Source organism: Bradyrhizobium sp. S3.7.6 (assembly GCF_054061875.1).
This window is the reverse complement of sequence record NZ_JBSSEQ010000001.1, coordinates 6,854,644-6,867,373: the sequence shown is the minus strand read 5'-3', so window position 1 is coordinate 6,867,373 and position 12,730 is coordinate 6,854,644. Positions and strand designations below refer to the sequence as shown.

Below are 12,730 nucleotides of genomic sequence, written 5' to 3'. Positions count from 1 at the left end.
ATGGGACGCATCATCTGCTGCGGTCTCGGCCCCGGCGATCCTGATATGATGAGCGTGCGCGCCGATCGGACGGTGCGGGCTGCGAAGCATGTCGCCTATTTTCGCAAGAAGGGCCGGCCCGGCCAGGCGCGGCGGATCGTCGAAGGCATGTTGGCTTCCGACGTCACCGAATACGCAATGGAATATCCTGTTACGACGGAGCTCGCTTTCGATAGCCCGGAATATGTGCAGCTCCTCGCCAGCTTCTACGACGAATGGGCGGAACGGCTGGCGCGGCTTTCGCGGGCGGTCGATGTCGTCGTGCTCTGCGAGGGCGATCCTTACTTTTACGGCTCCTTCATGCATCTGCACACGCGCCTGCAAGGCCGTGTCGAGATTGAGGTGATCGCGGGGATTCCCGGCATGGTCGGTTGCTGGAACGGCGTCGGACAGCCGATCGCGCTTGGCGACGACGTGACGACGGTGCTGATGGGGACGCTCGCCGAAGACGAACTCGAGCGGCGCATGCGCGATTCCGATGCGCTGGTCATCATGAAGACCGGCCGCAATCTCGCAAAGGTGCGTCGCGCGCTGGCTTCCGCCGGCCGGCTGGACGATGCCTGGCTGGTCGAGCGCGGCACCATGCCGGGCGAGCGCGTGGTGCGGCTCGCCGAGATCGATGCCGCCGACTGTCCATATTTTGCGATCGTGCTCGTGCACGGCAAGGGCCGGCATCTGGACGCCGCCGAATGACGGGCACGCTGACCATCGCGGGCCTCGGGCCGGGCAGCGATGCGCTGGTGACGCCCGAGGTCTCCGCCGCCCTTGCCGCCGCCACCGACATTCTGGGCTATGCGCCCTATGTTGCGCGCGTGCCGCCGCGGGCAGGGCTCACCTTGCACCCCTCTGACAATCGCGAAGAGCTGCAGCGCGCAAGCGAGGCCCTGCGGCTTGCGGCCGAAGGCGGGCAGGTCGTCGTCGTCTCCTCCGGCGACCCCGGCGTCTTCGCGATGGCGTCGGCCGTATTCGAGGCGCTCGAACAGGCGCCGCAATGGCGCGAGCTTCCCATTCGCGTTTTGCCTGGTATCACAGCGATGCTGGCGGCAGCCGCGCGCGCTGGTGCGCCGCTCGGCCATGATTTCTGCGCGATCAATCTCTCGGACAATCTCAAGCCGTGGGCGGTGATCGAGAAGCGCCTGCGGCTGGCCGCGGAAGCCGATTTTGCCATTGCGATGTACAATCCGCGCTCGGCAAGCCGGCCGGAGGGTTTTGGCCGCGCGCTTGCGTTGTTGAAGGACGCCGGCTGCGGCGAGCGCCTCGTGATCTTCGCGCGCGCGATCAGCGCCGCCGATGAAAGGATCGAGACCGTCACGCTGAACGAAGCGACGCCTGAGATGGCCGACATGCGCACGCTGGTGATCGTCGGCAATTCGCAGACGCGCCGCGTCGGCCGCTGGGTCTATGCCCCGAGGCAGGCGCGATGACCGAGCCACTGCATGATCTCGGCCACGCTCTCAACCCGCTGGCGATCGGGCAACTCGGGCCGCGCGATCACGATCACGGGCAGGCCGAGCATGCGGGCCGCGTCGATCTTGGCGCGTGCGCCGTCGCCGCCGGAATTGCGGGCGACAATCCATGCGATGCCGCGCGTGCGCATCAACTCGAGCTCGCCGTCGAACGTGAACGGCCCGCGCGACACGATCACGTCCGCAGCGAAAGGCAGCGGTGCTTCGGGCGGATCGACGAACCGCAGCGTGTAGGTGTGCTGCGGCTTGCTCGCGAATGGCGCGATGTGCTGCCGGCCGATGGCGAGGAACATTTTTGCCGGCGTCTCGGGCAGCGCAGCGACCGCGGCGGTGACGTCGGCGACTTCGATCCAGTTGTCGCCGGGCGCCTTCGTCCAAGGCGCGCGCTCGAGCGCGATCAGCGGCGTGCCCGTTTGCGCGCACGCCTGGACCGCGTGGCGGCTCATCTCGGCAGCGAAGGGATGTGTGGCGTCGATCACATGCGTGATGCGCTCACCGCGAATATAGTCCGCAAGCCCGCTCACGCCGCCGAAGCCGCCGATGCGGGTCGGCAGCGGCTGATCGGCGGGCGCGCGAGTGCGACCGCCATAGGAATACACGGCGTCGATGCGCGCGCGTGCGACTTCCGCGGCGAGCAAGCTCGCATCGGCGGTTCCGCCCAGAATGAGGGCGCGCGTCATGGCTGATCCCTGGCTGACCATCATCGGTATCGGCGAAGATGGCCTTGCCGGGCTGTCCGAGGCAAGCCGAAAGGCGCTTGCCAAGGCAGAAACTGTTTTTGGTGGCGAGCGTCATCTCGCGCTTGCTGATGTGGAGGGGCGCGGTCGCCCGTGGCCGGTGCCGTTCGACGCAGACATCGTGGTGAGCTGCCGCGGCCGGCCGACGGTGGTACTCGCCTCCGGCGATCCGTTCTGGCACGGTGCCGGTGCAAGTCTCGCCGAGAAGCTCGATGCCAACGAGTGGATCGCGCATTCGGCGCCATCGACCTTCTCGCTCGCCGCCGCGCGGCTCGGCTGGCGCCTCGAAGCCATTGCCTGTCTCGGGCTTCATGCCGCGCCGTTCGAGCGTCTCGTGCCGTATCTGGCGCCCGGTGCGCGCATCATTTGCCTCATGCGTGACGGCAAGGCGGCCGGTGATCTCGCCAAATGGCTGAGCGAGCGCGGGTGGGGCGCCTCGGCGTTCTGGACTCTCGCCGCGCTCGGCGGGGCGCGCGAAAGCATCGCTGAGCATCGTGCCGACGGCTTTGCGGGCGATCTCGCCGAAAACCTGGTCGCAGTGGCCGTCGAGGCGAGGGGCGGGCAAGGCATTCCCCGCAGCTCCGGCCTGTCCGACGATCTCTTTGCTCACGACGGCCAGATCACCAAACGGCCGGTGCGCGCGCTGGCGCTCTCGGCGCTGGCGCCGCGTCCCGGCGAGCGGCTGTGGGATATCGGCGCGGGTTCTGGCTCGATCTCGGTCGAATGGGCGCTGTGCGGCGGGACGGCGAGCGCCATCGAGGCGCGCGAGGATCGTGCCGCGAATATCCGCAGCAATGCAACAGCGTTCGGATTGGCGCATCGGATCACCGTCATCACGGGGAGCGCGCCCGAAGCTCTTGCCGGACTGGAAGCGCCGGACGCGGTCTTCATCGGTGGCGGTCTCGATATCGAGATGTTCGATGCCATCTGGTCACGGCTTGTGCCGGGTGCTCGGCTCGTCGCGCATGCGGTGACGCTGGAAACGGAAGCGCTGCTCGGCGAGCTGCACCAGCGCCATGGCGGCGAGTTGATGCGGGTCGAGATTGCCCATGCCGCGCCGCTCGGCCGCTACCGGTCCTGGGAAGCGTCGCGGCCCGTGGTGCAATGGAGTGCGGTTCGATGAAAGTCGCCGGACTCGGATTCAAGAAGGATGTCACGCTGGCTTCGCTGCGCGAGGCGCTGCTGGCGGCCGGTGGTCCCGAGGGCCTTGCGGCGGTCGCGACTGTTAGCGACAAGGCGGAAGCGGAGCCGCTCAAACAGCTCGCGCGCGAATGCGGCGTGCCGATCAAGGCAGTCTCGGCTGAAGCGTTGGCTAACATCCACACGCCGACGCAGTCAAAACTCGTCGCGGAAAAGTTCGGCACGGGCTCGGTCGCTGAAGCCGCTGCGCTCGTTGCGGCTGGCCCTCGCGCGCGATTGATTGCGACGCGGGCGGTCTCGCGGGATCGCACCGCGACCGCCGCGATCGCGGAAGGAGACGGCGCATGACGGTGCACTTCATCGGTGCCGGGCCGGGCGCTCCGGATTTGCTGACGTTGCGCGGACGCGACTTGATCGCGGCCTGTCCGGTCTGCCTCTATGCGGGCTCGCTGGTGCCCGAGGGCGTGCTGGCGCATTGCCCGCCCGGCGCCCGCATCGTCAACACCGCACCGCTGTCGCTCGACGAGATCATCGCGGAGATCGCTGCCGCGCATTCGGACGGCAAGGATGTTGCCCGCTTGCATTCGGGCGATCTCGCGATCTGGTCGGCGATGGGCGAGCAGCTTCGCCGCCTGCGCGCGCTCGGTATTCCCTACACGGTCACGCCGGGCGTGCCGTCCTTCTCGGCTGCAGCAGCTGCACTAGAGGCTGAGCTGACGCTGCCCGGTCTTGCCCAGTCAGTGGTGCTGACGCGCACGCCGGGCCGCGCCAGCGCGATGCCTGAGGGCGAAAAGCTCGCAGCGTTCGCCGCCACCGGAGCGGTGCTCGCGATCCATCTGTCGATCCATCTGCTCGACAAGGTCGTCGCAGAGCTCACGCCGCATTACGGCGCGGATTGCCCCGTCGCGATCGTCTGGCGTGCGAGCTGGCCGGACCAGCGCATCGTTCGCGCCACGCTGGCGACGCTCGATGCCGCCGTCGGCACCGAGATGGAGCGCACGGCGCTGATCCTGGTCGGCAAGACGCTTGGTGCTGCGGATTTTGACGAGAGCCGTCTCTATGCCGTCGACTACGACCGCCGCTATCGGCCGGTCGGTGCCGATCCGCGCTTTCCGGAGGCATCGTGATGCCGGCAGGGCTCGTCATCTCCGCGCCGGCCTCCGGCGTCGGCAAGACCACGCTGACGCTGGCGCTGGCGCGCGCCTGGCGCAATCGCGGATTGAACGTGCAGTGCTTCAAGAGCGGGCCCGATTATATCGATCCCGCCTTCCATGCCGCTGCGACGGGGCGCGCTTCCGTCAACGTCGATAGCTGGGCGATGGATCGCGGGGCGATAGCTCATCTCGTCGGTCGCGGCACTGATGCCGATGTCGTGCTCGCGGAGGGCTCGATGGGCCTGTTCGACGGCGTCGCCGCGCGCGGCGTCTCCGGCACCGGCGCCACCGCCGACATTGCTGAGATGCTGGGCTGGCCGGTGCTGCTGGTGATCGATCCCTCCGGACAGGCGCAGACGGCGGCGGCGATCGCCGCAGGCCTTCGTGACTATCGCGCCGGTGTGCGCCTTGCCGGCGTGGTGCTCAACCGCGTCGCCAGCCCACGTCATGAAGATCTCGTGCGGCGTGCACTCAACGACGCCGGCATCGCCGTGTTCGGCGCGCTGCCGCGCCATGCCGAGATCAGCCTGCCGAAACGGCATCTCGGCCTGGTGCAGGCCGAGGAGCAGGCCGAGATCGGCAAGCTGATCGACGAAGCCGCGCGCTTCGTCGCCGAGCATGTCGATCTCGATGCGGTGCTGCGATCGGCAGCGAGCTGGTCGCCGCAACCGGCGGCAAACGGCATGAATGTGACGCCGCCCGGGCAGCGCATTGCGTTGGCCCGCGATGCCGCGTTCTCCTTCATCTATCCGCACATGCTGGAAGCCTGGCGCGCGGCGGGCGCCGAGATATCGACCTTCTCGCCGCTTGCCGATGAAGCGCCTGACGCGAGTGCCGATGTCTGCTGGCTGCCCGGCGGCTACCCTGAGCTGCACGCGGGGAAGATCGCGGCCAATGCTCGCTTTCGCTACGGTCTGCGTGCCTTCGCTGACAAACGGCCGGTGCACGGCGAATGCGGGGGCTACATGGTGCTGGGAACCGCTCTGACCGACGCCGACGGCGTCCGTCATGAGATGACGGGCCTGCTCGGACTGGAGACGAGCTTTGCCAAGCGCCGCATGCATCTCGGCTATCGTCTCGCTGCGCTCGCCGCGCCGATGCCGGGCCATCAGGCCGGCGCGCGCCTGCGCGGTCATGAGTTCCACTATTCGACGATTATCGCGCAGCCGGATACGCCGCTGGCGGTCGTGCACGATGCAACAGGCGCGGTCATCGCCGAGACCGGCTCGCGCCGCGGTCATGCCACCGGCACGTTCTTCCATCTGATCGCGGAGGATCGGTGAGCGGTTTTGTCACTTTCATCTCGGCCGGCCCCGGCGACCCGGAGCTCCTCACGCTCAAAGGTGCCGCGCGGCTGCGCGATGCCGACGTCGTGCTCTATGACGACCTCGCCTCCGGTGCGATCCTCGATCTGGCCCGGCCCGGCGCCAATCTCGTCGCGGTCGGGAAGCGGGCAGGGCGGCCCTCGACCAAGCAGCACCACGTCAACCGCCTGCTGGTCGACTATGCCGCGGCTGGTGTCCGTGTGGTGCGGCTGAAATCGGGCGATGCGGGTATCTTTGGCCGGCTCGAGGAGGAGCTGGAGGCGCTGCGCGAAGCTGGCATCGGCTACGAGATCATTCCCGGAATCACCTCGGCCTGTGTCGCCGCTGCGCAAGCCGGCATTCCCCTGACCCGGCGCCACACCTCGCGCCGGGTGCAGTTCGTGACCGGGGCCGATGTCACCGGCGAGCTGCCGCAGAATTTGAACTGGGCGGCGCTGGCTGATCCCGAAGCGACCACCGTGGTCTATATGGGCCGGCGCACCTTTCCGGCGCTTGTCGCAAAATTGATCGAGCACGGCCTCGCGCCTGATACCCCGGCGCTGTTCGCCGAATCCCTCGGTCGTCCCGACGAGCGGCTGGTCCGCACCACCATTGCCGAGCTGGCCGAGCAACTTGCGCGGGGCGGCGCTGCCTCGATGGCCGCCGTGATCCTGTTCGGCGCACTGGCCGGGGATTATCCGTCATGACCGTCCCGGCCGCCCTTCGCCCCTTGACGCCCGGCTGGCGAAAGGGGCACACAGGAGATGCATGGTGCTCGAGGCGGCGCAAACCGCCGGAGCATAATCGGGAATGGGGGTGGGCGGACAGTTGCGCCGCCCAAAACCCCAGCCGCCCCCGCGACTGTAAGCGGTGAGGGACTCCGATCAGCCACTGGGCCGCAAGGCCCGGGAAGGCCGGAGAACCCCAGTGAACCGCGAGCCAGGAGACCGGCCGTGCATGTCTTGTGGCCAAGGCCGTCGGGTGTGACGGCAGGAAGGAACTGAACCATGCATATCGAACCCGGAGTCGTATCGGGCGCCAAGCTCGTGTTGAGTTACGCAACCGGCATCGCCGTCGGCGGCGTTGCGCTGAAGCTCGCGGTCGAGACCGTGCGCGAGCAGGGCATCACGTCGTTCGCGGCGCGGACGCTCGCCACCACGGGCCTCGTGTTCGTCTTCTTCGAGATCCTGCCGCACTTCCCGGTCGGCGTCTCCGAGGTGCACTTCATCCTCGGCTCGACCCTGTTCCTGCTGTTTGGGGCAGCGCCCGCGGCCTTCGGCCTTGCGTTCGGACTGTTGTTCCAGGGCATCTTCTTCGAGCCGCCCGATCTGCCGCAATTCGGCATGAACGTCACCACGCTGCTGGTGCCGCTGTTCGGGATCCAGGCGATCGCCGCGCGGATCATTGCCCGCAACACCGCCTATGTCGATCTCAGGTATCGCCAGGCGCTGGCGCTTTCGACCACGTATCAGGCCGGCGTCATCGCCTGGGTCGCGTTCTGGGCCCTCTATGGCTCGGGCTTCGGTGCGACCAACCTCGTCAACATCGCGACCTTCGCGGCCTCCTACGCGCTCGTCATCGTGATCGAGCCGCTGGCCGACCTCGGTGTGCTGGCGCTGGCGAAGTCGCTGCGCGGCGTCACCGCGCCCGGCCTCGTTACCCCGCGTTTGCATAACGCGGCTTGAGAGAGACAAGCGAACGGGCGGCCGTGATGGCCGCCCTTCGCACTCACGATGCTCACGCTCTCCCTGATAGGCATCGGTTGCGGCGATCCCGAGCAGCTCACGCGCGCCGCCGTTCAAGCCATCAACGCGGCCGATCTCATCCTGATCCCGCGCAAGGGGACGGCGAAGTCCGATCTCGCAGATCTCAGGCGGACGATCTGCGCGGATGTGCTCACCAATCAAACGACGCGCATTGCCGAGTTCGATCTTCCCGTGCGCGATGCCGGTGAAGCGGATTATCACAAGGGCGTGGACGATTGGCACGAGGCCGTGGCCGCGGCCTGGTCGCAGACGATCGCCAGCCATCTCGGTGATGATGGCAAGGTCGCGCTGCTGATCTGGGGCGATCCTTCGCTCTACGATTCCTCGCTGCGCATTGCGCGGCGGCTCGATCCCTTGCCTGATATCGAAGTTGTGCCCGGCATCACCTCGATCCAGGCGCTGTGCGCGGCGCATGCGCTGCCGCTCAACGACATCGGCGAACCCTTCCTCGTCACGACGGGGCGCCGCTTGCGCGAGGGCGGCTGGCCGCAAGGCGTCGATACCGTGGTGGTGATGCTCGACGGCGGCACGGCGTTCCAGTCGCTCGATCCTGCGGGGCTGCACATCTGGTGGGGCGCTTATCTCGGCATGCCCGATCAGATCGTCATGTCGGGCGTTCTGGCCGAGATCGGCCCGCACATCATCGCCGCGCGACAGGATGCGCGCGAGCGGCACGGCTGGATCATGGACAGCTACATTCTCAAGCGCAGGCCGTAAGCGAGGCAGCATGCTCCCTGAATGGGTCACCCGGAAATGCCCCGATGTCTCCGCTGTCCATCGCGAGGCGGCGCTCGCGCGTCAGGCGCAACTGACGAAGCCGGCTGGCGCGCTCGGCCGGCTGGAGCAGCTTGCGGTCGAGCTTGCGGGCCTGCAGGCGACCGAGCAGCCGCGTGCCGCGCGGGTGCCGATCATCGTCTTCGCCGGCGATCACGGCATCGTCGCGCAGGGCGTGTCGGCCTATCCGCAAGGAGTGACCATCGCGATGATGGCGAATTTTGCCTCGGGCGGTGCCGCGATCTCGGTGCTGGCGCGTGAGCTTGGCTCAAACCTTGAGGTCGTCGACGCCGGTACGCTGGCACAGGAGGAGATGGCAGGAATCGTCACCGACAAGCCGCGCAGCGGCACGCGCGACTTCAGCGTGGAAGCCGCGCTCACCCCCACGGAGCTGGCATTCGCCTTCGAAGCCGGTCAGCGCGCAGTCGCGCGCGCAGACGCCGGCAGGCCCGATCTCCTGATCTTCGGCGAGATGGGCATCGGCAATACCACGACGTCGGCGGCGATTGCGGCGAGCCTGCTTGGCATCAGTGCCGAGGAGATCGCGGGCAGCGGTACCGGCGTCGATGCGGCCGGCCGTGCGCACAAGGCGCGCGTGATCGACGCTGCGATCGTGCGGCATGGCGTTGCAGGTGCTTCGCCGGAAAAGATCCTGTGCGCCGTCGGCGGCCTCGAAATCTCGGCGATCTGCGGCGCCATCATTGCGGCTGCACAAGCCCGCATTCCCGTGTTGATCGATGGCTTCATCGTATCCGTGGCCGCGTTGGCGGCGGTGCGGCTGAACCCGTCGTGCCAGCCATTCCTGCTGCCGTCGCATCAATCGGCGGAGCAGGGGCATCGGCTGGTGCTGCGCGCGCTGAACGTGCAGCCGTTGATCAGCCTCGATCTCAGGCTCGGCGAAGGATCGGGTGCCGCCATCGCGCTGCCGCTGGTGCGGCTCGCGTGCAGCCTTCACAACGGCATGGCGACCTTCGCGCAGGCCAACGTGCCGGATCGCCCGGCCTGATCCAGCTCAAGCCGCGCGCTGATTGACCGCGACGACGCGCCAGCCGGTGGCGAGCCGGTCGATCCGGGTCAGTGACAACGGATCGATCACGAAGCGCAGGGCCGCTTGTGGTGTCAGATCCAGAGCAATGCAGAGTGCGGCGCGGATCGTGCCGGAGTGCACGACGAGCGTTGCTGAGCCGGCGCCGATTTGCGCGAGACCCAGCCGGACGCGCGCGACCTGATCCTCAAAACTTTCGCCGCCCGGCGGCCGGCCGCGCGCCGGATTGCTCCAGAACTGCGCATAGGCCTCGCCGCCGGTCGCCGCGAGCTCGTCATGCCGCAGGCCGGTCCAGTCGCCAAAATCCTGCTCACTGAATTCGGGCACCAACGCGGGTTCGAGTCCCAGCGCGCGCGCCGTCTCAACCGTACGTCGCGCCGGGCTCGCCAAGCTCGCAGCATCTGGCGGAAGCCTCTGCCGCAACGCCTCCAGCTGCACGCGATCGCCGAGATCGGCGGGCGCGTCGGCTGCGTGGATCGTCCCTTTGGCGCCGTCGACGGGCGCATGCCGTATCAGCCAGAGGAAGGTCTCGCCTTCCATGCCTATCTCCAGGGAAGTTGGTCGCTGTGGTAATAACGTCGCACCGGCACATTGACTCTGTCTTGTCGGTAATCCTAGATGGCTTTGACGGTTTCCCCGAGTGGGGATGAAAAGGGAATGCGGTGCGGGGATTTTGTCCCCAATGCCGCGGCTGCCCCCGCAACTGTAAGCGGCGAATCTTGCGTCACGAGCCACTGGGTATCTCGGTCCCGGGAAGGCGATGCAAGGTACTGACCCGCGAGCCAGGAGACCTGCCGTCAGCCGTGGTCACACGCGAAGATGTCGGTCGGGGAGTACAGACATTCGGCTTCATCGGAAGGCTCATAAGCCGGAAGATGGGACCTTGGTTCGCGGTGACGTGCCACTGACGTCACACCGAGGTCCCGAACTGTGTCTTCCATTCGTCTTGTACGACCGCGTTGCTTCCTGCTCGCTTCCGCCGCGCTTACGTCATTTGCCACCCTCGATCTGCCTGCCGCCGTGGCGCAGCAGGCCCGCGAGCCGCTGCCGCCGGTCGAGGTGTCGCCCGCCCAATCCCGCAAACCGGCAAAGCCGGCGGCCCGGGACGCGCAGAGCCCACGCCGCGCAGCATCGCGCAGGCCAGCGGCCGCATCGGCCGCGGCCAAGCCCGTCGTGCCGACCGCGGCGGCGCAGACGCCGCTCAACACCAATGTGGTTGCCGAGAGCGCCTCGCGCCTCGGCCTGACCGTGCAGGAGACACCCGCGACCGTCGAAGTCATCTCGGCCGCGACCATGCGGGAGCAGGGCTATCGCACCGTGTCGGAGGTTGCGCAGGGCGCGGTCGGTGTCACCTCCGGCGACAATCCGGCCGAGCCCGCGGCTTTCTCCATGCGTGGCTTCACCAACAGCCAGATCAACATGCTCTACAACGGCATCAAGATCGGTCCGCAGAACATGACCTCGCGGATCACGGATACGGCCAATCTCGCAGCCGTGGAATTTTTGAAAGGTCCGGCCTCGCTGATGTCGGGCGAAGGTGCCGCCGGTGGCGCAATCAACTTGATCACGAAGCAGCCACACACCGGGCCGATCCGGAATGAAGCTGACTTTTCCTGGGATTCGCTCAACTCGTTCGGCGTCCATTACGGCTCGGGCGGCAGCACTAACGTGCAGGGGCTCGACTACCGCTTCGACATCAGCCGCGCCTCGCTCAATGGCTTTGCCGACGACACCAATACCAAGACGTTGGATGTGTCTGGCCAGCTCAATTACCGCATCTCCGACAGCCTCAAGATGTGGGGCGCGATCGAGTACCGGGAAGATCGCTCGAAGGCCTATTGGGGCGCACCGCTGGTACCGATCGCCTTCAGCGGCTCGCATGCGACGAGCGGCATTGTTTCGGGCAATTACGTCTCGAACTTCAACAAAACGAAGCTCGGTGCGATCACGATCGACGATCGTACCTTCAACACCAATTACAACGTTCTCGACAACCGCAACGTGGCACAAGAGGTGTGGCTGCGCGGCGGCTTCGAACTGAAGCTGGCGCCTGACCTGACGCTGAAAAGCCAAGCCTATGCCTATGGCGCGGAGCGTACCTGGTTCAACAACGAGATCGAGGCTTTCAATGCCAGTACGGGCCTGCCCAACTCGAACATGGTCGATCGCGAGCGCTTCTATGTTGCACATAGCCAACGCCTTGTCGGCAACATTACCGACCTGATTTGGGACGCTAATATCGCAGGCTTCGACAACCGCCTGGTCACGACACTTTCGTCCAGCTATCTCGATTTCGTCAGGCCAGGCGCGGCCAACTTCCCGGACGATTACGTCTCGCTCGTCAATCCCGACCGTGGCCTTTACGGCCTGCTCACGACGCAGCAACAGACCGCGCGCATCGACAACGAAGCGCTGTCGTTCGAGGACCGGCTGAAGCTCACGCGAACCTTCGCGCTGGTCGGCGGCCTGCGCGTCGAGCATATCGGGCTTGACCGCAACTCGACCGACTCCGCCGGGCTGGAAAAGGCGAACTTCCCGTTCTCGACGTCCTGGGTCCCGACGACGGGGCGTATCGGCTACACTTGGGAGGCCGTTCCGGGCCTGACCTTCTTCAGCCAGTATGCGACCGGCGCCGATATCTCGGCCAACAACATCTTCCTGCTCGGCCCGACCCAGCCGCTCGACCTGACCACCGCGCGCACCTATGAGACCGGCGTCAAGCACCTGTTCTGGGACAACAGGGCGGAGTGGTCGTTCTCGGCCTACGACATCCTGCGCAAGAACGTCTATGCAGCGGCCGGCGGCATGCAGCTCAACATCGCAGGCCGGCAGGAGTCGAAGGGCGTCGAGCTCGCCGCGGCCGTACGCCCGATCGATCCCCTGCGGCTCTGGGGCAACATCGCTTATGTCGATGCACGCTATGCCGACTACAATTTTGCCGGTGGTTCGTTCTCCGGCAACACGCCGCCGAACGTGCCGCGTGTCGTGGCCAATGCCGGTGCGTCGTACCGGTTCTTCACGCCCTGGCCGGTGGAGCTCGGCATCACGGGCCGCTATGTCGGCGACCGCTACAACACCGATGCCAACGTCGTGACGATGAAGGCCTACACCGTCGCCGACGTCTACGCCTTCGTCGACATCCCGAAGACGGTGTTCAACGCGGTCGACCAGGCCCGTCTGGGCTTCCGCGTGCGCAACATCACCGACAAGCGCTACGCGATCTGGGGCGATCCGTTCTATCCCGACCAGATCCTGCTCGGTGCGCCCAGGACCTATGAGCTCTCGGCCGCGTTCAAATGGTAGGG

The 12,730-nt window shown here is 66.8% G+C and carries 13 protein-coding genes and 2 riboswitches; of the genes, 11 read left to right on the top strand and 2 right to left on the bottom strand.

Translation table 11 applies throughout. From position 1 onward, the window contains the following. Together ACVJ5M_RS33595 and cobJ are read left to right on the top strand one after the other, a co-directional pair. Positions 1 to 732, top strand: coding sequence for a precorrin-2 C(20)-methyltransferase (locus ACVJ5M_RS33595; RefSeq protein WP_063984432.1), 732 nt, complete (start codon positions 1 to 3; stop codon positions 730 to 732). Then, complete coding sequence (cobJ, locus tag ACVJ5M_RS33590) at positions 729 to 1,463, top strand: precorrin-3B C(17)-methyltransferase (protein ID WP_063984431.1); 735 nt, start codon at positions 729 to 731, stop codon at positions 1,461 to 1,463. The genes ACVJ5M_RS33595 and cobJ overlap by 4 nt, the downstream gene beginning before the upstream one ends. Here cobJ and ACVJ5M_RS33585 read toward each other — a convergent pair. After that, the gene (locus tag ACVJ5M_RS33585) at positions 1,439 to 2,185 is read right to left on the bottom strand and encodes a cobalt-precorrin-6A reductase (RefSeq protein WP_063984430.1); all 747 of its coding nucleotides are present in this window, start codon (positions 2,183 to 2,185) and stop codon (positions 1,439 to 1,441) included. The genes cobJ and ACVJ5M_RS33585 overlap by 25 nt on opposite strands. Here ACVJ5M_RS33585 and ACVJ5M_RS33580 point away from each other — a divergent pair. From ACVJ5M_RS33580 to cobT, 8 genes are all read left to right on the top strand, one after another. After that, positions 2,184 to 3,365: a bifunctional cobalt-precorrin-7 (C(5))-methyltransferase/cobalt-precorrin-6B (C(15))-methyltransferase gene (locus ACVJ5M_RS33580; protein WP_063984429.1), complete on the top strand. Its 1,182-nt coding sequence runs from the start codon at positions 2,184 to 2,186 to the stop codon at positions 3,363 to 3,365. The two genes, ACVJ5M_RS33585 and ACVJ5M_RS33580, sit on opposite strands and share 2 nt — an antisense overlap. Then, positions 3,362 to 3,730 (top strand): cobalamin biosynthesis protein, encoded by a 369-nt coding sequence (locus ACVJ5M_RS33575; RefSeq protein ID WP_063984428.1) that lies wholly within the window; start codon positions 3,362 to 3,364, stop codon positions 3,728 to 3,730. The genes ACVJ5M_RS33580 and ACVJ5M_RS33575 overlap by 4 nt, the downstream gene beginning before the upstream one ends. After that, positions 3,727 to 4,509, top strand: a complete 783-nt coding sequence (cobM, locus tag ACVJ5M_RS33570) for a precorrin-4 C(11)-methyltransferase (protein WP_063984427.1) — start codon at positions 3,727 to 3,729, stop codon at positions 4,507 to 4,509. Before ACVJ5M_RS33575 ends, cobM begins: the two co-directional genes overlap by 4 nt. Next, positions 4,509 to 5,819 (top strand): cobyrinate a,c-diamide synthase, encoded by a 1,311-nt coding sequence (locus tag ACVJ5M_RS33565; protein WP_456679574.1) that lies wholly within the window; start codon positions 4,509 to 4,511, stop codon positions 5,817 to 5,819. The genes cobM and ACVJ5M_RS33565 overlap by 1 nt, the downstream gene beginning before the upstream one ends. Then, complete coding sequence (gene cobA, locus ACVJ5M_RS33560; protein WP_456679573.1) at positions 5,816 to 6,547, top strand: uroporphyrinogen-III C-methyltransferase; 732 nt, start codon at positions 5,816 to 5,818, stop codon at positions 6,545 to 6,547. The genes ACVJ5M_RS33565 and cobA overlap by 4 nt, the downstream gene beginning before the upstream one ends. Before the next feature lie 45 nt (positions 6,548 to 6,592). Continuing rightward, a riboswitch (cobalamin riboswitch) is annotated at positions 6,593 to 6,810 on the top strand. 37 nt (positions 6,811 to 6,847) lie between these two features. Continuing rightward, positions 6,848 to 7,525, top strand: a complete 678-nt coding sequence (locus ACVJ5M_RS33555; protein ID WP_063984424.1) for an energy-coupling factor ABC transporter permease — start codon at positions 6,848 to 6,850, stop codon at positions 7,523 to 7,525. Positions 7,526 to 7,573: 48 nt separating this feature from the next. Continuing rightward, on the top strand, positions 7,574 to 8,323 hold the full coding sequence (cobF, locus tag ACVJ5M_RS33550; protein ID WP_063984423.1) for a precorrin-6A synthase (deacetylating): 750 nt from the start codon (positions 7,574 to 7,576) through the stop codon (positions 8,321 to 8,323). Positions 8,324 to 8,333: 10 nt separating this feature from the next. After that, positions 8,334 to 9,386 (top strand): nicotinate-nucleotide--dimethylbenzimidazole phosphoribosyltransferase, encoded by a 1,053-nt coding sequence (cobT, locus tag ACVJ5M_RS33545; RefSeq protein ID WP_063984422.1) that lies wholly within the window; start codon positions 8,334 to 8,336, stop codon positions 9,384 to 9,386. Positions 9,387 to 9,392: 6 nt separating this feature from the next. On the opposite strand, the gene ACVJ5M_RS33540 is transcribed toward cobT, so the two are convergent. Next, positions 9,393 to 9,965 carry a histidine phosphatase family protein gene (locus ACVJ5M_RS33540; RefSeq protein WP_063984421.1) on the bottom strand — a complete coding sequence of 191 codons (573 nt, stop codon included), beginning with the start codon at positions 9,963 to 9,965 and terminating at the stop codon, positions 9,393 to 9,395. A 71-nt stretch (positions 9,966 to 10,036) separates the two neighbouring features. Next, positions 10,037 to 10,238, top strand: a riboswitch (cobalamin riboswitch). Between the two features lie 117 nt (positions 10,239 to 10,355). Here ACVJ5M_RS33540 and ACVJ5M_RS33535 point away from each other — a divergent pair. Continuing rightward, positions 10,356 to 12,728 carry a TonB-dependent receptor gene (locus ACVJ5M_RS33535; protein ID WP_354099331.1) on the top strand — a complete coding sequence of 791 codons (2,373 nt, stop codon included), beginning with the start codon at positions 10,356 to 10,358 and terminating at the stop codon, positions 12,726 to 12,728. The last annotated feature ends 2 nt before the right edge of the window (positions 12,729 to 12,730 follow it).

Coding starts and splice junctions, on each gene's coding strand:
- ACVJ5M_RS33580 (WP_063984429.1), top strand. CDS start 2,184: ATGGCTGATCCCTGGCTGACCATCATCGGTATCGGCGAAGATGGCCTT.
- ACVJ5M_RS33585 (WP_063984430.1), bottom strand. CDS start 2,185: ATGACGCGCGCCCTCATTCTGGGCGGAACCGCCGATGCGAGCTTGCTC.
- ACVJ5M_RS33565 (WP_456679574.1), top strand. CDS start 4,509: ATGCCGGCAGGGCTCGTCATCTCCGCGCCGGCCTCCGGCGTCGGCAAG.
- ACVJ5M_RS33575 (WP_063984428.1), top strand. CDS start 3,362: ATGAAAGTCGCCGGACTCGGATTCAAGAAGGATGTCACGCTGGCTTCG.
- ACVJ5M_RS33595 (WP_063984432.1), top strand. CDS start 1: ATGGGACGCATCATCTGCTGCGGTCTCGGCCCCGGCGATCCTGATATG.
- cobF (WP_063984423.1), top strand. CDS start 7,574: ATGCTCACGCTCTCCCTGATAGGCATCGGTTGCGGCGATCCCGAGCAG.
- cobM (WP_063984427.1), top strand. CDS start 3,727: ATGACGGTGCACTTCATCGGTGCCGGGCCGGGCGCTCCGGATTTGCTG.
- ACVJ5M_RS33555 (WP_063984424.1), top strand. CDS start 6,848: ATGCATATCGAACCCGGAGTCGTATCGGGCGCCAAGCTCGTGTTGAGT.
- ACVJ5M_RS33540 (WP_063984421.1), bottom strand. CDS start 9,965: ATGGAAGGCGAGACCTTCCTCTGGCTGATACGGCATGCGCCCGTCGAC.
- cobT (WP_063984422.1), top strand. CDS start 8,334: ATGCTCCCTGAATGGGTCACCCGGAAATGCCCCGATGTCTCCGCTGTC.
- cobJ (WP_063984431.1), top strand. CDS start 729: ATGACGGGCACGCTGACCATCGCGGGCCTCGGGCCGGGCAGCGATGCG.